The organism is Lentzea sp. NPDC054927 (assembly GCF_053610285.1).
On sequence record NZ_JBSGXZ010000003.1, the window covers coordinates 126,368 to 145,452 of the forward strand.

12 protein-coding genes are annotated in these 19,085 nt (G+C 70.7%); 8 read left to right on the forward strand and 4 right to left on the reverse strand.

Annotated features, from left to right (window positions below; genetic code table 11):
- Nucleotides 1–93 precede the first annotated feature (93 nt).
- Complete coding sequence (locus ACWGE0_RS06930) at nucleotides 94–3,768, reverse strand: nSTAND1 domain-containing NTPase (RefSeq protein WP_452259979.1); 3,675 nt, start codon at nucleotides 3,766–3,768, stop codon at nucleotides 94–96.
- Nucleotides 3,769–3,990: 222 nt separating this feature from the next.
- Nucleotides 3,991–9,147, reverse strand: a complete 5,157-nt coding sequence (locus tag ACWGE0_RS06935; protein WP_452259980.1) for a DUF7379 domain-containing protein — start codon at nucleotides 9,145–9,147, stop codon at nucleotides 3,991–3,993.
- Between the two features lie 179 nt (nucleotides 9,148–9,326).
- On the opposite strand from ACWGE0_RS06935, the gene ACWGE0_RS06940 reads away from it, so the two are divergent.
- Both ACWGE0_RS06940 and ACWGE0_RS06945 read left to right on the forward strand, forming a co-directional pair.
- On the forward strand, nucleotides 9,327–10,181 hold the full coding sequence (locus ACWGE0_RS06940; protein ID WP_452259981.1) for a helix-turn-helix domain-containing protein: 855 nt from the start codon (nucleotides 9,327–9,329) through the stop codon (nucleotides 10,179–10,181).
- 28 nt (nucleotides 10,182–10,209) lie between these two features.
- Nucleotides 10,210–12,177: an ATP-binding protein gene (locus ACWGE0_RS06945; protein ID WP_452259982.1), complete on the forward strand. Its 1,968-nt coding sequence runs from the start codon at nucleotides 10,210–10,212 to the stop codon at nucleotides 12,175–12,177.
- 2 nt (nucleotides 12,178–12,179) lie between these two features.
- On the opposite strand, the gene ACWGE0_RS06950 is transcribed toward ACWGE0_RS06945, so the two are convergent.
- Nucleotides 12,180–12,677: a MarR family winged helix-turn-helix transcriptional regulator gene (locus tag ACWGE0_RS06950; RefSeq protein ID WP_452259983.1), complete on the reverse strand. Its 498-nt coding sequence runs from the start codon at nucleotides 12,675–12,677 to the stop codon at nucleotides 12,180–12,182.
- A 171-nt stretch (nucleotides 12,678–12,848) separates the two neighbouring features.
- On the opposite strand from ACWGE0_RS06950, the gene ACWGE0_RS06955 reads away from it, so the two are divergent.
- The 5 genes from ACWGE0_RS06955 to ACWGE0_RS06975 all read left to right on the forward strand — a co-directional run bounded on the left by ACWGE0_RS06955 (nucleotide 12,849) and on the right by ACWGE0_RS06975 (nucleotide 17,046).
- Entirely contained in the window at nucleotides 12,849–13,316 is a 468-nt protein-coding gene (locus ACWGE0_RS06955) for a cupin domain-containing protein (protein WP_452259984.1), read from the forward strand.
- A 98-nt stretch (nucleotides 13,317–13,414) separates the two neighbouring features.
- On the forward strand, nucleotides 13,415–14,356 hold the full coding sequence (locus ACWGE0_RS06960; RefSeq protein WP_452259985.1) for an NADP-dependent oxidoreductase: 942 nt from the start codon (nucleotides 13,415–13,417) through the stop codon (nucleotides 14,354–14,356).
- A gap of 25 nt (nucleotides 14,357–14,381) precedes the next feature.
- Entirely contained in the window at nucleotides 14,382–15,332 is a 951-nt protein-coding gene (locus ACWGE0_RS06965) for an alpha/beta hydrolase (protein WP_452259986.1), read from the forward strand.
- A 41-nt stretch (nucleotides 15,333–15,373) separates the two neighbouring features.
- Entirely contained in the window at nucleotides 15,374–15,922 is a 549-nt protein-coding gene (locus ACWGE0_RS06970) for a hypothetical protein (protein ID WP_452259987.1), read from the forward strand.
- Between the two features lie 161 nt (nucleotides 15,923–16,083).
- Complete coding sequence (locus tag ACWGE0_RS06975) at nucleotides 16,084–17,046, forward strand: hypothetical protein (RefSeq protein WP_452259988.1); 963 nt, start codon at nucleotides 16,084–16,086, stop codon at nucleotides 17,044–17,046.
- Nucleotides 17,047–17,121: 75 nt separating this feature from the next.
- Here the strand turns inward: ACWGE0_RS06975 and ACWGE0_RS06980 are convergent, their stop codons facing one another.
- Nucleotides 17,122–18,285: an LLM class flavin-dependent oxidoreductase gene (locus ACWGE0_RS06980; RefSeq protein ID WP_452259989.1), complete on the reverse strand. Its 1,164-nt coding sequence runs from the start codon at nucleotides 18,283–18,285 to the stop codon at nucleotides 17,122–17,124.
- A gap of 177 nt (nucleotides 18,286–18,462) precedes the next feature.
- Between ACWGE0_RS06980 and ACWGE0_RS06985 the strand changes: the two genes are divergently transcribed.
- On the forward strand, nucleotides 18,463–19,068 hold the full coding sequence (locus ACWGE0_RS06985) for a TetR/AcrR family transcriptional regulator (RefSeq protein WP_452259990.1): 606 nt from the start codon (nucleotides 18,463–18,465) through the stop codon (nucleotides 19,066–19,068).
- The last annotated feature ends 17 nt before the right edge of the window (nucleotides 19,069–19,085 follow it).

The following is a 19,085-nucleotide window of genomic DNA, read 5'->3' on the forward strand; positions in this document are numbered from 1 at the left end:
AACCTCGGACAATTACATCCCTCTGACCAGAGCAAACGTTCGTCCCGGTCGAAGGTACGGTCGATCCGGGAGTCGATCCGGCAGTCGAACCCGCTACTCGTTGAGGAACGTTTTCCGTTCCGCGGAGGTGAAATCCCGGGAGATTCGGCTGTCCGCCATCTTCACGGCGTCCGCGACGGGCAGGCACGGATCACAGCGCGAAATTCGTGCTGTTCCGTCGCCGTGTGCGGTGAGCAGTTTCGTTCCGTCGGGGCTGAACGAAAGAGAACTCACCGAGGTGCCGAAGCCTTTGACCACCACGAAGTCACCGGTGCCGTTGGTCTTCCAGATGCGCACTGTGCGGTCACTGCCGTTGGTCGCCAATCGCTGACCGTCCGGACTGAAGACCGCGCTCGCCACCGGGCCTTGATGACCTTCCAGCACGAACGGGTCGCGGTCCGACAGAGATCGCCAGATCCGGACCACGCCATCAGCGCTCGCGGTCACCAGCTGCTTTCCGTCGGGGCTGAACATCGCCGACCGCGCTCCGCCCTGATGCCCGCGCAGCACAACCGGTTCGCCGGTGTTGTCGGCGTTCCACACCCGCACCGTGCCGTCCACGCCCGCACTCGCCAGCCGGCTGCCGTCCGGGCTGTACGACACGTTGTAGACGGAGCGTTCGTGGCCACGCAGAACGACAACGGGCACATCGTTCGAGTCGAACGTCCAGATGCGCACAGTTCCGTCCTCCCCGGCGCTGGCCACGTGTCGTCCGTCGGGACTGAACGCCACGTCCCAGACCTCGCCCTCGTGCCCGCGCAGGACGACCGGCTCACCGCTGCCGTCGCCGTTCCAGACCCGCACCGTCCCGTCCTGGCCCGAGCTGGCGACGCGCCGGCCGTCGGCGCTGAAGGTGACGTCCCAGACCTCGCCCTCGTGGCCGCGCAGCACGACCGGGTGGTCATCCCCTGTCGATCGCCAGACGCGCACGGTGGCGTCCCGACCACCGGTGACCACCTTCCGTCCGTCGCCGCTGAACTCCGCCGGCGCGACCCGGCCGGTGTGACCGCGCAGCACGACCGGATCTCCTGGGCCCGTGACGTCCCAGAAGCGGATGGTGCCGTCCGAGCCCGCACTGACCAGCCGCGACGGCGCGTCGGGGTCGTAGGCGAGGTCCCACACGACGCCACGATGGCCGCGCAGGGTCATCGGATCGACGGGGTTGTCCACGCTCGCGACCCGGATCACGCCGTCCTGGCCTCCGCTCGCGACGGTCGTCCCGTCCGGGCTGAACGCCAGCGTCTCCGTGGTGCCTTCCTGTCCGCGCAGCACCAGGGGGCTGCTCTGGCCCAGGTCCTTCCAGATCTTGACCGTGCCGTCGTCGCTCGCCGTGGCCAGGCGGCCGTCGCGGCTGAACGCCAGCCGCTTCACCGTGTCGTCGTGCGCACGGATCACGGCTTCCTGTTGTGCGCGGGCGATGTTCCAGACGCGTACCGTCCCGTCGTCACCGCCACTGGCCAGTCGTCCGTCACCGGTGAACGCCACGGTCCACACCGGGCCTTCGTGGCCGCGCAGCACGACGGTCTCGCGCCCGGAGTTCGCGTCCCACACCCGCACCGTGCCGTCGTTGCCCGCGCTCGCGAGGAGTTTCCCGTCCGCGGTGAAGGCGACGCCGCGAACCGCTCCCTGATGGCCTCGCAGGAGCACCTCGTCACCGCTGACCCGGTCGCGGATCCGGACCACCCCGTCCTCACCGGCGCTCGCCAACCGGTTCCCGTCCACGGCGAACGCGAGCTTCGCCGCCTCGCGCTGCCGGCCGGGCACCACCACCGGTTCGTGCTGCGCCAAGCTCGTTCCGGCGCGGTCCCAGATCCGCAGGGTGCCGTGGGTCCCGGCGCTGGCCAGGTGCTTGCGATCCGGGTCGAAGGCAACGCTGTACACCTCGCCCTGCCCGGCGGGCACCGTCGCCACGAGCCTGGACTCGATGGTGGCCTGGCGGAGCATGGCCTCGGTTTCCTCGGTCGCCCTGATCCGGTACGCCTGCCGGGCGAGCAGCAGCGCGAGCTCCGGATTGAGCCCCAGCTGGGCTCGCGCGTTGGCGACCAGCTGCCGGGACAACGCCAGATCTCGTTGCTGCGTCGCCTGGTTCGCCGAGACCAGCGCGAGCACCGAGAGCAGGCTCACCACCACGAGGGCGACACCCGCGGCGATCAGCGTGCGGCGGCTCCGGTGCCGGGCCAGCGCCCGTTCACGATCCTCGCGCTGCCTGCTCACCTCCAGGAACACGCGCTCCGAGTCGTTGAGCCTGCCGAGATCGCGGTCCTCCCACGCCGTGAGCCGGGCGCGCCGGTAGAGGAACTCGTCGTCACGCCCGCCGCGCTCCCACTCCGCCGCCGCCTCGGTGAGCCTGCGCTGGGCGATCAGCAGCTCCCGATCCTCGTCGATCCAGCCGCGGAGGCTCGGCCAGTTGCGGATGAGCGCCTCGTGCGCGATTTCCACCGTGTTCTCGCCCAGCGTCAGCAGCCGTGCCCGCACCAGCTCGTCCAGCGCCGCGGTGGTGTGCGGGTCGTCGTCGAACTCGGCCCTGGACACCCGGCGCCGGGTGTCCTCGGTGTCCTCACCAGGAACGATCAGCCGCAACAGGATTCGCCGCGCCGCGAGCTGCTGATCGCGATCCAGCGCCGCGTAGGCCCGGTCAGCGGTCTGCGCCACCGCACCGCGCACACCGCCGGTCGCCACGTAGCCGGCGAGCGTGAGGGAGCTGCCCCGCCGATGACGCCACGTCTCCAGCAGCGCGTGCGACAACAACGGCAGGCTTCCGGCCTGCCCGGCCACGTCCTCGAGCACGGCGGTCGTCAGCGCCTTCTCCAGCACGACACCGCAACGGGCCGCGGGCTGCGTGATCGCCGAGGTCAGCTCGTCCGGAGTCATCGGTCCGACGAGCAGTTCGGCGTCCTGCATGGCGGCCACCAGACCTGCGTGCTCGGCACAGCGGCCGTAGAAGTCCGCCCGCACTCCCAGCACCACGCGCGCCCGGCTGTCGCCGCGCCCGGCCACGGTCAGCAGCGCGTCGATGAACAGGTCGCGTTCTCGGTCGTCGGAACAGAGCGTGAAGACCTCTTCGAACTGGTCGACGATGAAGACGATCTCGGCCTCCGGAGGCAGACCGGCGAGCTCCTGGCGCACCACCGCTTCGAGGTCACCTCCGACGTCCGCCCCGGCAAACCCGGCCAGCCGGATCGCCAGCTCCTGCAACGGTTTCGCGCCAGGCGTGAGCAGCACGACGCGCGTGGTCCCCGGCAGCGCAGGAATCAGCCCGGCCCGCAACAACGACGACTTTCCGCAGCCAGACGCCCCGACAACGGCGAGGAAGCGCCGGGAAGCCAGCCTCCTCTCCAACTCCGCGACGATCCGCTCCCGCCCGAAGAACCTGTCGGCGGACTCCGGCTGAAAGCTCGCCAGACCGAGATAGGGCGCCTGCTCCTCTCCGTTGCCGAGCGAATCTCGCTGGGACGACTGCGACTCAGCCACCGCCGAATGCCACCGCGACTCCCACTCGACCGGGTCGCCCCCGCACGCGATGACGTACGCCAACGTCACTTCCAGCGACGGCAGGCGATCCCCTTTGGCCGCGTCCGCGAGCGTCGTCACCGAGTAATGCGCCTGCTGGGACAGTCTCCGGTAGGTCGGTTTTCCCGCCTGTTGCCGCAGCTGACGCAACTCCCACGCGAGCCGTTGCACCGGCCCCGCCTGCGGATCCAGCGGATGTTCCGGTCTGCCAACACCCATCTCGCCCTCTTCCCTCTTTGAGCAGAAGAGGCTCGCCCGCTCCCCCTGTGGACCGGCACGACCCCCCAAACGATCAAAGCAGGAATCGCCCACGTCGCTGAGGCCGCCCGCGAAGTCGACGTCGAACGGCCTGATCACGGGCAGGAGAACGACCCTGTCAGGCAGCGGCGGAGTAGAACTGGCCCACATCACGAGCGACGCGCTCGCACAGGTACTTCTTGATCAGCGGGACGTCCCGCGTCCGTTGCACGTCACGCCCTTCAGGTGGTCCCGCAACTGCCGCAGCACCGCCGCATCGCGCTTGCGCTTGTCCGGCAACGCCTGCGCGATGGTGTCCACGTGTTCGAGCACGGTGGCCCGGTCCCGGCCGCTCGACTCGGCGAACGCGTCCTCGTAGGCGGCCCTGATGTGTTCCTGCTCCACTCGCAGTTTGTTGTCCACCAGCGCTTCGGCGAGCAGGGCGTCCGCGGCCCGCACCCCGGACCAGAACGTTTTCGGTCCGGCCTGCTCCTCCTCACGGGCTCCCTTGATCACGCTCTTCGCGTGCGCCTTGTCGAACGGTTGGCCGGTGTCGCGCAGGTTCGCGAGCCACCCGAAGACGAGCTCGTTGAGCGCCGGGTAGTAGTCGACCTTGCCGGTCTTCTTCTTGTTCAGCTCGACCGCCGCCTGGTAGCAATCGCGCGCGGTGACGAGAGCGGCGATGAGCGCCCCGTCATCGGACAGAGCGCACCGGGCGCGCCGCCGGGCAAGCCCGCCGAGCATCGAGTGGCGTTCAGGGGTCGCGCCCAGTGTCAGCAGCGCACGTGCGGTTGCCTCGGCCTTCGCGAGCAGCTTCCTGGCCTCCGGCACGTGATCGTCGCTCTGGACCACGAGCTCCACGGCGAGCTTCGCCTGCATGTTGACCAGCTGCTCGATGGCCCGCAACGAGCCCTCGGAGGCCCAGTCGGCTTGAACGACGAGGAAGTACTCCACCGCCTTGCGATAGTTCGCGAGCAGTCCCCACACCTCGCCGACGTCGGACAGTTCCTGGCCGCCGAGCCAGCTCGGCGGCACCTGCTTCAGCAAGGTCTCCAGGTCCTCGCCCAGGACGATGCCTTCGTCGACCTGGCAGTTCGTCGCCCGCCGCTTGAGGTCGTACAGCCGGTCCGTGAGCTCGCGCCGCGCGACCGGCGGCGGGAGCTGAGAGGTCCGCGACCGGGCCGGGTCGAGCCGGAACGCCGGCGGCCCGTACACCTGGTACGCACCCCAAGTGTTGGTCCACTTGAAGTCCTCGTACACCTTCTTGCGCGCCGCCAGCGCGGCCGCGCCCAGGTCGCGTCCGGACAGCAGGTCACCGAACAACGTCTCAGCGAACACCAGCGCGGCCTTGTCGTCCACCGCCCAGCCGGCCGCGATCACCGCCCGCACCCCGTTCTCCACGAGCTGGCGGGAGATGCTGGACGCGAACCTGTCCGCCTGCAACGGTTTCGCGCCCAGGCTGCGGGGCCGCATGGCGCCGAGGTGGCAGCAGTTGACGAACACGAGGTCCGGGGTGGTGCGCATCTTCGCGATCTCGAGCGGACCGAGGTAGGTGTCACGGCCGATGCGCACCCCGCCGCGGGTCACGTCCTTCGGGTCGTAGTTGCCGTGCCCGGCGATGTGGATGATCCGGTAGTCACGGGCGAACAACGCGTTCAGGATCCCGACCACGTCCTCATCGGCGTCCGGCCCAGGGATGATCGCGGTGACCTCGTATCCGGTGCGGTGCAACAGGTCCCGCACGTGCTCGGCCTCACGGCGGGCGGCGGGCAACCTGTTCAGACCGGTACCCGCGGGGTCACCGATGACCAGCGCGGCCCGCCCGGACGACGGCCGGATCCCCTCGGTGGCCGTCCGCGTCTCCAGCCTGCGAAGCACACCGACCTGCACGGCCAGCGGCAGCACACCCTCGTCCGGTGTACGGCTCGCGAGCATCTCCAGCGGCAGCACGCCCGCCTGCTCGTCCACGACCACGCTGAGGTGCTCGCTGCCGTATCCCTGTTCCTTCAACGCGTTCGGCACGAGCATCTCGTACAGCGTGTTGAACAGCTGGTCGTCCTGGACCGGCTTGTCCACGGCCTCGGCCACCAGCTCGTCGAGCAGCCGGCGCTGGCTCGTGTTGACCCGCTGCTGCGCGCCCGCGTCCCGGCCGATGCTGGTGAACGACAGCTCCACCAACCCGTCCGCGACGCGCGTCCGCCTGCCGGGATCGGCCGCGACGATCCGGACCGTGCGCCACGTGTCGTCGTGGTACTCCGGGCGGGGCATCCCGCGGCGGCCGTCCCCTCCCTCCAGCAACCTGCCCTCGACGACCACGTCACTGGCGCCGTCACCCTTCAGGGTGCCCGCGAGCCCGATCGCCGCCCTGGCCGCCTGGATCGCGCGATCCTCGTACAGCTCCACGATCTTCAGCTCGTCGACGAACACCAGCGACCTGAGATCGCGCAGCTTCCGGTTGGCCTGGCGGACACCGGTGACGATCGCGATGAGGGAGTTCTCCACCGGCATCGCGGGCACGAGCGTCGTCCCGACCAGCACCGCGGACAGCGACAGCGGTTCCTCGCTGCCCCGGTCCTGGTGTTCGGCGACCAGGCGCAGCACGGCCTGGATCACGCTCGCCGTCAGTGCGCGCGGCGTGAGATCACCCGCGTCGCCGATGCCGATCACCACACCCGCCGGACTGCGCTCGGAGTCGAACACCTCGCACGTGCCAAGGGGTCCCGGGTACTGACGCATGTCCAGTCGCCGTTTGAGCGCACCGTTCAACCGCTCGTTCAACGCCTGCTCGGCGCCACCGACGGGAGTGCCGTCCTGGTGGCCGACGAGCACCGGGCCCGGCACCGACTCGAGGTCACCGTGCACCACGCTGACCCGCAGCACCTGGCGGTCGGCGGCTCGGCTGCCTCCGCCCCACGCCATCCGGACGATCTCGCCGTCGGTCGGCAACAGCATCCGCCCGCGCGAGTCCGGCAGGTTCCGGTCGGACACCATCACCGCCGGCGCCGAGCTGAGCAACCTCGTCGGCGTGCGGCCGGCCAGCAGCTCCAGCACGCACACGGCGACGTCACGATCACCGGGCAGGTCGGCGTGCGGCACCACCGCGTGCCACGTCGCCAGCCCCGGCACCCTGCCCGGCATGGCGAACCCGTCACCACCGGTCGAACAGGTGAACTCGCCGGAGTCCGTGCTCGCGGAAGCCGTGAGCTCGGCGGAACCGTAGACCGCGCTGATCCCCGTCCAGTCCTCGTCGCCCACCACGTCGCGCGGCTGCAACAACTCCATCGTGGGCCACTCCGCGAGCCACGTCCCGACCTCCGCCGGTGTGGTGCCCGCGAGCAGGGCGATCGTCGCGGTGAACTCGTCGCGCCCGGCCAACCTGGCCCTGACCAGCCAGCTGCCCTGCAACGGAGGCCCGAGCAGCACGGCACGCCCTTCCGCCGCACGCCATTGCTCGCGCAGATCGCCGCTGTTCAGCGCCTCCAGGACGACGAGCGCGCCCAGTCCGTGCGCGACCACGTGCGGCGTCCTGTTCTCCGCCAGCACCGCCCGCAGCTCGCCGGCCAACCGCTCGGCAGGGGACTCGGCAGCTGCGTAGGGCAGCGTCCGCACGTTGTGCTGCGTGGCGAGCGCGGTCGTCAGAGGCACGTACGCGTCCACGAGATCGACCGCCTCGCCCGCGAACGACTCCCGCACACCCTCGCGCACGAGCGCACCGACGTCCGGCCAGGTGTCCACCTCCCCGACGCGGATCCGCGACCCCAGCAGGTCGGGAACGACGATCACGTCGCACTTCGGCTCCACCCGGCCGCCGCGCTCCGGTGCGGGCGGCACCGGCGCGACGGGCTCCTCGAACGACGCCACGCGCTGTCCCGCCGTGGCCGTGAGCCAGCCCAGCAACGCCTTTCGACTGTCCACATTGGAAAAGTAGGTGCCGTGGCTGACATCGGCGCCCTTGAACGACGCACTGCTCGGCGTCGCCCGGCGGACACCACCGGACATCGACGACGTCGGCACCACGAAGTCGTGGTCCTGACGGAAGAACAGATCCGCGCCCATCACCAGCAGCCTGCGGCGAATCCCGCTGGCCTGCACGTCACCCGCGATGGAACCGAGCCCGTCCTTCAGCGCCCGGCCGGACAGCAACATCCGCAGGAACGGCGACTCCGGCATCTGGGCCTCGATGCCGGGCACGATCCGCGGATCCGTCCGCTGCTCCAGCACCGTCATCAGGAACTTCTTGATCAGCGCGGCGGTTCCGGTCTCGCTCAGCACCGGGACGAGCTTGAACACGTTGAACAGAAACGACGCCCACCGGTCCAGCCGGTGCGCCGCGAGCGTCGTACCGCGCGCCGGGCAGGCGACTCGCACGAACCGCTCCACGGAGAGGTTCCGCTCGGCGACCAGCTCGCGCAGCTTGGGCAATGCCACTCGGTCCGGGTGTTCCAGCTCGCCGTACGGGTTCAGGTTGGGCTCGTACGCCGCCGCGTAGCTCAGGACCTCGCCCACGAGCCCGCCGCGCGAGTGGCTCACCAGGTGCAACGGCGTGTTCTCCGGCAGGAACTCCGCTGCCATCAGCGCGTTCTCCGCGGGCGTCAGACCCAGCGTCGCGTGTTCGACCGCCAGGATCCGGTCCTCGTAGGTCTCGACCAGCCGCTGCCATTCCGCGGTGCCGCGCAGCGCGCCGAACGCGCCCTCGGTGTGCGAGAACGTGCCGTGCAGGAACACCAGACAGGGCTTATTGCCGCGTTCCGCCGCGACGTTCAGCAGCGCCTCGGGCTGCAACCGCAGCTCCGGGTCGACCCGGTACACCCCACGTGGCTTCGGCTTGCGGCGCCACACCTCGACGGGAGCGTCGACCCCGACCGGTTTGTCGATCCAGTCGACCACCTCGCGCATGAGCTTGCGCGCAGTCCAGGTGACCAGCGGATCGGCCACCATCCCGAGCCCCGCGCCGAGCAGGCCGGAACGATCGACGTCCACACCGACGGCCCTGTCGACGGCGCGCATCTTCTCGGCGATGTCCTGCGGCAACGTGACCTCGACGCGCCGGACCGCGGCCAGGCCCGCACCCGCACCCCGCGCCCGCGTCGCCGACTCCAGGTAGTCGGTGACCTCGGTGTCACCCGCCGCCCTGACCAGCTGGTCCGCGCGGTGGAACGACACCACGCCCTCGACGTCCTCCACCTCGACGACGTCGCTGCCCTCGCCGTCCAGCCTGATCGGCGCGACGTCCCCGCCGCGCACACCGGCGACCTTGACGTCGGCCCGTGTCCGGTAACTCGCGAAGTCGCTGCCGTACAGCTCAGCGAAGTCATCACCCGTCGGTGCCGCAGCGCGCTTGCCGTGAACGATGAACTCCATGCCGACCCGCCTTCGCGTTGGTGCATGGTGCTCTCGCGAACGCGCGCGTCTTCGTTACGCCGTTCGCTGGTCAGGTGGAATATTTATTTGGTCCACACTGAAACAACTGTGAACGCAGACATGGTGATGGCCAGCCCGACAACTCGGGCCGCAGTTGCTCCATAAGGGACACTCGCGTCATGGCGTTGCAGGATTTCGGCGCGGAGGTGCGCCGGTTGCGCGAGAACACGAAACCCGCCGCGATCGGGTTGCCGCCCGTCAGCCGGCGGGCTCGTGGCGTGCGGCGGGAGGAGCTCGCCGAGCTGGCCGGGGTGTCGGCGGACTACGTGCGGCGGCTGGAACAGGGGCGCCGTCACCCGTCGGCCGCCGTGGTGAACGCGATCGCCCGTGCGTTGCGTGTGAGGCCCGCCGAGTACGAACGGCTTTGCGCGCTGGCCGGGTACGCGGCGGCGGACGGGCGGGTGCCGCGCGAGGCCGGGTCCGCCGCGATGCGGTTGCTCGAGCGATTCGCCGACACACCCGTGTTCCTGACGGATGCGGCGTGGAACGTCGTCGCCGTCAACGGCGCGTGGATGGCGCTCGGAGCGGGAGCGTCGAACCGGCAGGCCCGGGACTGGAACGTCGCGTGGCGCACGTTCTCCCACGCCCACCGCGAGATCAGCCGCGACGACGATCACGCGGCCGCGTTCCGGGCCACGCTCGCCGCCCGGCTGCACAGCACGTCCCTGCGCTACCCCGCCGACGAGCCGCTCGCCGAGCTCGTCGACGAGCTGCGGACCACGAGCCGCTCGTTCGACACCCTGTGGCGGGCGCCGAGAAGCGTTGCCAACTATGAGAATCGAGCCGTGTTCCGGCATCCGGGCGTGGGTGACATCGCGCTCGACGGCACTCTGCTGGAGGTGCCCGGCGACAAGCTTCAGGCGGTGGTGCTCACCGCCGCACCGGGTTCGGCCGACGCGGGACGGCTCGACGACGTCGTCCGCGCCTCCACCGGGCCTGCCATCATCAGGGTGGGACAACCCGGCCCAGGCTGACCGGGCCGCGGGCGGCGATCATGAGGCGGTGTTGATCAACGTGGGCCTGGGGTTGGCCGGCCGTCTGGCCGCGGCTCGAGCAGGAGCGTTGGTGGGCAGGGACGCCGAGCGGGCGGTGCTCGACCGGATGCTGTCCGGGTCGGCCGACGCTCCGCTCGTGGCGTACGTCCACGGTCCTGGCGGCATCGGCAAGTCCTCGCTGTTGCGCCACGCCGCCACGCAGGCGGAGCTCGCCGGTCGCGAGGTCGTGCAGGTCGACGCTCGGTTCCTCGACGCGGATCCGCGCCGCCTGGAAGAGGCCGCCGCGACGGCGTGCGTCGTACCCGGTGCGGTGCTCCTGATCGACACCTTCGAGCGCTCCCAGCGACTTGAGACGTGGCTGCGCGACACCTTCCTGCTCCGGCTCGCGGAGGGAGCGGTCGTCGTGCTCGCGAGCCGGATCGCCCCCGACACCGGATGGACGCTGGATCCCGGCTGGGCGCAGGTGTTCACCGAACTGGCCGTGCGACCGCTCGACGCCGTCCAGTCCCATTCCCTTCTCGCGGCACGGAACGTCGCACCGGACCACCGCGCCGCCATCGTCGCCTTCGCGGGCGGCAACCCGCTGGTTCTCTCCCTCGCCGCGTCGAAACCAGCCGCCGCCGCGGTGGCGGAGCCGACCGGTGACGTGCTGACCACGTTGGTGCAGCGGCTGGTGGGCGATCTGCCGAGTGGTGTGCACCGACGCGGCCTCGACGTCCTCGCGCAGGCCTACGTCACGCGGGAGGAACTGCTGCGCGCGGTGCTCGGCGACGAGGACGCTGCGACGGTGTTCTCCTGGCTGCGCCAACAGCCGTACGTCGAGAGCACGCCCCAAGGACTCCATCCGCACGACGCGGTGCGATCCACGCTCGCGGCCGATCTGCGGTGGCGGGATCCCGAGCGCTACCAGGAAGTCCGCACGCGCATCTCGGTCGCGTTCCTGAGCGCGGTGCGCCGGGCCGCCGAGGACGACGCACTCCTGCGCGTCGCGGAGTGGATGTTCCTCTTCCGCGACCAGGCCGGCCCGCACGACCTCTACGACTGGCGGGCCCATCCCCACATCGAGGACACGCCTCTCGCCCCCGCCGACGTGCCCGAGATCCTGCGCATGGCCAACGAGTCCGCGGTCGCGCACTGGATCCGGCGCCAGCCGGAAGGCTTTCGCGTCTACCGCTCCGCAGGCAGGCCGCTGGGGTTCATGGCCGTCCTGCGGCTGGACGCGCCGTCGCCCGCCGACCTGGCCGCCGACCCGGTGATCGCGGCGCTGTGGGAGCACGTCGAAGCGGCCGCTCCCCTGCGCCAGGGCGAGCACCTGGGCATCCGCCGCTTCGCGGTGCAGCCGGGCGGGCACGAACGGCCCTCGCCGCTGATGGACCTCATCGGCCGGCGCACCGTCGCGGCCGAGATGCGGACCCAGGGACGGGCGGTGACCTTCACCGTCTTCCAGGACGCCGAACGGTGGCGGCACCACCTCACCGCCGCCGGGCTGCACGAGGTGGTGGCGGTGGAGGTCGACGGGCTCAGGCAGCACGTCTTCGGCAGGGACTGGCGACGGCAGTCCGTGGAGCGGTGGGTCGAGGACAGGGCCCGTGCCGCCGCACCCGCGGCCCCGTGGGGTCCGAGGTCAGGTGATCTCCTGCCGCGCGAGGCGTTCGAGCAGGGCGTGCTCGAAGCACTGCGCACGTGGCGTGCACCCCGCGAGTTCGCGACCAGCGTCCTGCTGCGGTCGCACCTGGTGTCACCGGACTCGGCCGATCCCGTCACGGACCTGCGCGACGCCATCACGGCCGCCCTCGACGCGCTGCGGGTCGACCCCGCCGGCGTCAAAGCGCACGACGCCGTCACCGCCACCTACATCTCGGCGTCCGGCACCCACAAGGCGACCGCGCGACGACTGGGCGTGCCGTACGGCACCTACCGGCGCCACCTCGCCCTGGCCAAGGAGCGGCTCGTCGAGCACCTCCTGGCCAGGTGAGGTCAGCTCTTGCGGCGGCGGGGCGCTGCCGAACGCGGCGGCGTCGACCGCATGTGGTCGCGCACCGGTGCCAGCAGTCCCGCGAGGGTGTGGACGTCGTCGCGCGAGAGCGGTTCGAAGAGCAACCCGCTGACGACCTCGACGTGCCCCGGCAGCACCGCCGCGAGCAGCGTGCGTCCAGCGCCGGTGATGGTGACCGTGACGCTCCGCTCGTCGTCGGCGGACGGCGTGCGTTCGACCAGGCCCGCCTTCTCCAGCAGCCCCACCTGGTAGGTCAGGCCGCTGCGGCTGTAGACGACGCCGTCGGCCAGGTCGGTCATGCGGTGGCTGCCCGTCGGCGAGTCGCCGAGCCGCGCCAGCAGCTGGAACTGCACGTAGCTCAGGTCGCCGGCGTCCTTGAGCTGCTGCTCGACCGCGTGGCGCAGCAGGCTGGTCACCTCGACGAGGGCGAAGTAGGCGCCGAGCTGGACGGGGTCGAGCGACGGCGGCGAGTCGGGCATGACGGCAGTTTACTGCTTCGAATTCGAAGGAGCGCTCGGGAACGCCCCGGCGAGGTGAGCAGCGCTGGACACAGGTGAGCACCGCGGGGCGTGGCGGCCGGACATCGGCGCACACCAGGGTCTCCAGGCAGGAGGACGGCACCGCTGTCCCCACCGACCCCTAGGACAACCGTGAGCATCCCCCACCTCGCCCAGCGGGAGGACCAGCAACAGCTCGAATGGATCGGCGGGAGCGTGTTCAGCGTCCTGCTCGACGCCGAAGCGACCGGAGGGCAGTTGACCGTCGGGCGCTTCGACGTCGCCCTCGGCGAGGCGCCGCCGTGGCACATGCACAACAACGAGGACGAGGTCTTCCTCCTGCTGGCCGGCTCCGCGCTGGTGTGGGCCGGCGACGAGGAGCACGAACTGCGCGAGGGCGGCATCGTCTTCCTGCCCCGCCGCATCCCGCACAGCTACCGGATCACCTCCGAGAAGGCGGATCTGCTGCTCATCTCCACTCCCGGCGGACTGGAGAAGATGTTCCGCCACGCCGGTCGCGACCTGCGCGAACCGCGCCCCGAGGGGTTCGAGATCCCGCTGTCGTTGCTCGCCGAAGCCGCCGAGATCTCCGGCAACGCCCTGCTCGGCCCTCCCCGCTGACGCCGAGGTGCCGCACGTCACTTTGCTTCGAATTCGAAGCAGGTCTACGCTCGGATTCAGATGCTTCAAGTTCGAAGCAAATAGCGAGGAGAGCTGACATGAAGGCAGTGCGTTTCCACGAGTTCGGCGGCCCCGAGGTCCTGCGGTACGAGGACGTGGAGCAGCCCGTCGCCGGAGCCGGTGAGGTCCTGGTCCGCGTCGCGGCCACGACGTTCAACCCCGTCGAGGGCAACATCCGCCTGGGCGTCATGCAGGGCCCGATCCCGGTCGAGCTGCCGCACACCCCCGGCCTCGACGTGGCCGGCACGGTCGACGCGCTGGGCGAGGGCGTCGAGGGCCTCGCGGTCGGCGACGAGGTCGTCGGTTTCCTGCCGATGACCAAGCCCGGCGCGGCGGCCGAGTACGTCATCGCCCCGGCCGGCACCCTGACCCGTGCCCCCAAGGGCATCCCGCTGGCCGACGCCGCCGCGTTCCCGCTGGTGGGTCTCACCGCCTACCAGGCGCTCTTCGACCACGGTCAGCTGAAGGCCGGGCAGCGCGTGCTGGTCAACGGCGCGGGCGGACCGGTCGGTGGCTACGCCGTCCAGCTGGCCAAGCAGGCCGGCGCCCACGTGATCGCCACGGCCAGCCCGCGCAGCGCCGAGGCCGTGCGGACCGCCGGCGCCGACGAGGTCGTCGACCACACCACCACCAGCGTGCTCTCGGCGGTCACCGAGCAGGTCGACGTCGTGCTCAACCTCGCGCCGGTCGACCCGGCGGTGCTGGCAGAGCTGGTCACGGTGGTCCGTCCGGGCGGGGTCGTGGTCAACACGACGATCTGGATGCCCGCGCCGTCCGACGAGACCCGTGACGTGCGTGGCATCAACCTCTTCGTCCGCAGCGACGCCGAGCAGCTGGCGAAGCTCGTGGCGCTGGTCGACTCCGGCGACCTGCGGGTCGACGTCGCCCAGCGCGTGCCGCTGACCGCACTGCCGGACGTCCACGTCCAGGCCGCGTCCGGCGAGGTCCGCGGCAAGGTCGTCTTCCTCGTCTCCGCCTGACCACCCCACCCGACAGGAGCAGACCATGTCACTCGGGCTGGATCCCGAGATCGCCACCGCGCTGGCCCCGATGGCCGGCGCGATGGCGCAGGCCACCCCTCCGGCCGTGGGCGACGTCGAGGCGCGCAGGGCCATGTGGGAGCCGATCATCGGCGCCGCCGGAACGGCCCAGCCGATCCCGGCCGACGTGTCCACCACCGACCACCACGCCACCGCGGACGACGGCGCACGGATCACGATGCGTTGGTACACAAAAGAAGGCGCGACGCCGGGTCCCGCCGTGCTGTTCTTCCACGGCGGCGGGTACATCCTCGGCCACATCGACCTGTTCGACGGGCCGGTATCCCGGTACGTGTCCGCGAGCGGTGTGCCGATGCTGTCCGTCGAGTACCGCCGTGCGCCGGAGCACCCCTTCCCCACCCCGCTCGAAGACGCGTACACGGCGCTGCGCTGGCTGCACGAGCACGCCGCCGAGCTGGGCGTCGACCCCGCCCGGATCGGCGTGCTGGGCGACAGCGCCGGTGGCGGCCTGGCGGCGGCGCTGTCGATCCTCGCCCGCGACCGCGGCGGCCCGGCGATCGCCCGTCAGATCCTGATCATGCCGATGCTCGACGACCGCACCACCGAGGTCGACCCGCACATCGCGCCCTACGCGTTGTGGTCCTACGACGACAGCCTCACCGCGTGGCCCGCGCTGCTCGGCGACGACGCCGGAGGGCCTGACGTCCCCGCCACCGCGGCACCCGCCCGGCTGCAGGACGCGACCGGCCTGCCACCGGCCTACCTCGAGGTCGGCCAGCTCGACGTCTTCCGCGACGAGGACCTGGCCTACGCGACGAAGCTCAGCCGGGCGGGCGTGCCGGTCGAGTTCCACCTGCACCCCGGCGCCCCGCACGAGTTCGACTCGATCGCCTTCGACTCCGACGTCGCCCGGCGCGCCATCGCCGACCGCATCCGGGTCCTCAGGTCGATCTAGCGGCGGGACCGGTCCCGGCCAGTCACCGGCAGAGTGGCCGAATGAACTTCCTGCGGAGGGCCGCGGTCGTCGCCGCGTGCTGCACATCTGTCGCCTGCGGCACCACTCCTCCCACCCCGGCTCCGGTCCCGCCCGCACCATCGCCAAGCGCGCCGGACAACACCGTCGTCAGCTGGGTGGCGGGGTACTGCGTTGCGCTGAAGGACATGGTTCTGGCGGTGTACAAGCTGCCCAAGGGCTCCGACATCGCAACCGAGGCCGATCTGCCGAAGGTCGACGCCGCTCTGCAGTCACTGGAATCCACGCTGCGGACCGCCACCTCCGGGCTCGAGAAACTCCCCCAGCTGGCGCCTCCCGTCCAGGACGCCAACGCCATCGTCGCGGACAGGCTCGCCACCTACCGGAAACTGCTGGGACAGGTGACCGAGTACCGCACGGTGCTGCCGCACAAGGGAGTCGACTACGCCCAGTCGGCGCTCATCGTGCTCGGCGTCGACATGGCCACCTACAAACCGTCCCACTTCGCCGGCGACGTCCCCGGGCTCCGAGAGGTCATGAAGGCCAACGAGGATTGCAAGCTGGTCGCCTGACGCGGCAGGACGACGATCCGGCGCAGAAGAACGGGGTGTGGTGGCCCTGTTCATCTGCGGACGTCTCGTTGGTCAGAAACGATCTCCCTTCGCTAGGTTCCAGCGAGCTGGGCTTGCCAACTCCTGGGGGGAACGAGATGAGCCGAAGAGCTTCTTTTGCCTTGTCCACAGCACTTCTGGCAGCCGCCGTCGTCACGACACCGGCGCACGCGGCCACGACGATCACTGACCTCGGCGGCTTGCCGTCCGCCTCAGCGCACGTGGCCACATCGGTCAACGACGCGGGCGTCGCCGTCGGAAGTGCGCACAGCAACGGCCTTCCGAGCCGCGGGGTGAGGTACGACGGCAACGGTGCCGCGACCGAACTCGTCGGACCGGCCGACGCCGGCACGACAGTGGAGGCGATCAACAGCGGCGGCAGCGCCGTGGGCACCGCCACCGGCAAGGCCGGCAGCACGGCCCTGCGGTTCAACCCGGACGGCACGCACGTCGTGCTGTCCGTGCCGGCCGGCTTCACCGGCACGATCGGTCAGGCGATCAGCGACTCCGGCACCGTGTACGGCGTCGCCACCGACGCGAACCGGCGTCAGGTCCCGGTGAGCTGGAGCCCGGCCGGCGTCGTCACGACGCTGGCACTGCCGGCGGGCGCGACCTGGGCGAGCCTGACGGACGCCTCGGCGAACGGGTACGTGGCCGGGTACGTCAACGGTCCCACCATCGCGACCACGGCGGTGCGCTGGAACCCGGACGGCACCGCGACCGTCCTCAGTGGACTGGCGGTGGACCTGACGACCACGGCCACGGCGGTCAACCAGCTCGGCGAGGTGGTCGGCTCCTCGGTGGACGCCGGCTTCCGGGCGTGGGGCGTGCGGTGGAACGCCGACGGTTCGCTGAACAAGTACGAACAGGGGTTCGGCCCGACAAGCATCAACGACCACGGCAGGGTGGTCGGCTCCGTCGTGGTCGGCGACAACCAGGTGCCGATCCTCCATGAGAGGGGCGGCGAGCGGATCGAACTCGGGTTCCCCGCCGGTGTCACCAGTGCCGGCGTGTGGGACATCAACAACAACGGCGTGGTCGTCGGAGCCGCGGGCTCCCGGGCGGTGAAGTGGGTCCTCAGCTGAGCTGAGGAAGCCGGCCAGGACCTCGCGTCGCGCAGTCGGCGGCGCGAGGTCACCGGCGAACGTCGAGCGACCGGGTCAGGACCGGTCGAACTCCGGGATCAGCTCCCCGATCAGCCTGATGCTCGTCATCACCTCGTCCGCCCCGATCGGCCCGATCTGCTGCAGGCACATCAACCGGTCGATCCCGAGGTCCGCGTAGGCCCGCAGCTTCTTGCGGCAGGTGTCCGGGCTGCCGACGATCAGCGACTGCTGCGCCGACAGGACCTCGAACAGCTCGTCTTCCGGCACGTCCTCGCCCTGGATGATCCGGCCGATCGCGAGCTGCGCGTCGGTGGGGGCGGCGTCCACCTCCGCGCGCAGGAACTCGCCGGTGAGGCCACCGTCGCCGGCCGCGAGGATGTCCTGGTGGCGTTGCATGGTCGCGGCGAACTCGGCGGCGGCGTTGAAGAAGCGCAACGCTGTCACCGTGTACCAGGCCGCGGCGGCCGCCGCCCCGTTGCGCATGGCCTGTTCGTCGGTTTCGGCGCAATGCACGAAGGTGAAGTAGGCGACCTGGTTGTTGACGAACGAGCCGACCGGCGAGGTGCATTCCGCGGCGGCCGCCCGGTAGAGGTCGATCATGCGGGCGACCCGGTCGATGGACTCCCAGATCGTGGTGCCGAGCACGCCGACACCGCGGCGACCGGCCTCCTCGAAGGACGTCGGGGAGGCGGCGGCCTGCCACAGCGGCGGGTGCGGAGTCTGCAGAGGCTTGGGGATGATCGAGACGTCCGAGACGTCGTAGTGCTCGCCGGTGTGGGAGAAGCGGTCGGTGGTCCACATCTTCGGCACCATCTCGAACGCCTCGGCGGTCTGGGCGCGCGCGTCGGCGGGCTCGATGCCGAAGAGGTTCCACTCGGGGATGGTGGAGCGGGTGAGACCGAGCTCGACGCGGCCGCCGCTGAGGTGATCGAGGGTGGCGGCGCGTTCGGCGACGCGGATCGGGTGGTTGAAGCGGCCGGGCGCGAGCACGGCGGCGTGGCCGAGGCGGATGCGGGAGGTCTGCTGGGACAGGGCGGCGAGCATCAGCTCGGGAGCGGAGGACAGGCTGAACTCCCCCGCGCCGTGGTGCTCGACCTGCCACCAGCAGCCGTAGCCGAGCTCGTCGGCGAGGCGGGCCTGGTCGAGGGCCTGGCGGAAGCGGAACTGCTCGGGGGCAGGGCCGGGGTTCTGGATCTCGTTGAACAGGTCGATCTTCATCAGCACACCCTCACCTCGCGCGGACACCAAGGCTGATGTCTCTGTGAGCGATCGGGTCGTTACGCAGCGATCTCCCCCACGAGCCCCGCAGCTGATACTCATTTGACGGAGTGAGCACTCACTCCGCACTATGGGCGCATGACACCAGCATCAGAAACACGGCGCAGAGCGCCGAGCATGAGCGCGGAGGATCGGCGCGCCATGATCGTGCACGCCGTGCTGCCGCTCCTCATCGAGCACGGCGCGAACGTGACGAGCAGCCAGATCGCCCGCGCCGCCGGCATCGGCGAGGGCACCATCTTCCGCGCGTTCAAGGACAAGGACGAGCTGTTCGACGCCTGCACGGCCGAGGCGCTGAGGCCCGACCACGTGCTCGACGCGATCGCCGAGATCCCCGTCGACCAGCCCTTGGAGGACCGGCTCGTCGAAGCAGCCGAAGCACTCGGCGCGCACCTCGAGCGGATGGGCGCGCTGATGGGCGCGCTGCACGCGTCCAGCCAAATCAAGCACCGCGACATCAAGCACCGCGACCCCGAACAGCGCGGCAAGGACCAGCGCGGCACGTGGAAGGGCGGGCGCCGCGAGTCGATGGCCGCCATCCGCGGGGCGATGGTCGAGCTGTTCACGCCGGAGAAGGACCGGCTGCGGCTGCCCCCGGAGCAGCTCGCCGCGCTCTTCCTGACCTTGCTGTTCGGCGGCCGCCGGCTGGCGACGGACGTCGACGCGCCCACCACCCGCCAGGTGGTCGACTTCTTCCTGCACGGCGCCGTGGAGGCTGAGTGATCCCGGGCGGTGGGGGC

Coding starts and splice junctions, on each gene's coding strand:
- ACWGE0_RS06930 (WP_452259979.1), bottom strand. CDS start 3,768: ATGGGTGTTGGCAGACCGGAACATCCGCTGGATCCGCAGGCGGGGCCG.
- ACWGE0_RS06935 (WP_452259980.1), bottom strand. CDS start 9,147: ATGGAGTTCATCGTTCACGGCAAGCGCGCTGCGGCACCGACGGGTGAT.
- ACWGE0_RS06940 (WP_452259981.1), top strand. CDS start 9,327: ATGGCGTTGCAGGATTTCGGCGCGGAGGTGCGCCGGTTGCGCGAGAAC.
- ACWGE0_RS06950 (WP_452259983.1), bottom strand. CDS start 12,677: ATGCCCGACTCGCCGCCGTCGCTCGACCCCGTCCAGCTCGGCGCCTAC.
- ACWGE0_RS06960 (WP_452259985.1), top strand. CDS start 13,415: ATGAAGGCAGTGCGTTTCCACGAGTTCGGCGGCCCCGAGGTCCTGCGG.
- ACWGE0_RS06965 (WP_452259986.1), top strand. CDS start 14,382: ATGTCACTCGGGCTGGATCCCGAGATCGCCACCGCGCTGGCCCCGATG.
- ACWGE0_RS06970 (WP_452259987.1), top strand. CDS start 15,374: ATGAACTTCCTGCGGAGGGCCGCGGTCGTCGCCGCGTGCTGCACATCT.
- ACWGE0_RS06980 (WP_452259989.1), bottom strand. CDS start 18,285: ATGAAGATCGACCTGTTCAACGAGATCCAGAACCCCGGCCCTGCCCCC.
- ACWGE0_RS06985 (WP_452259990.1), top strand. CDS start 18,463: ATGAGCGCGGAGGATCGGCGCGCCATGATCGTGCACGCCGTGCTGCCG.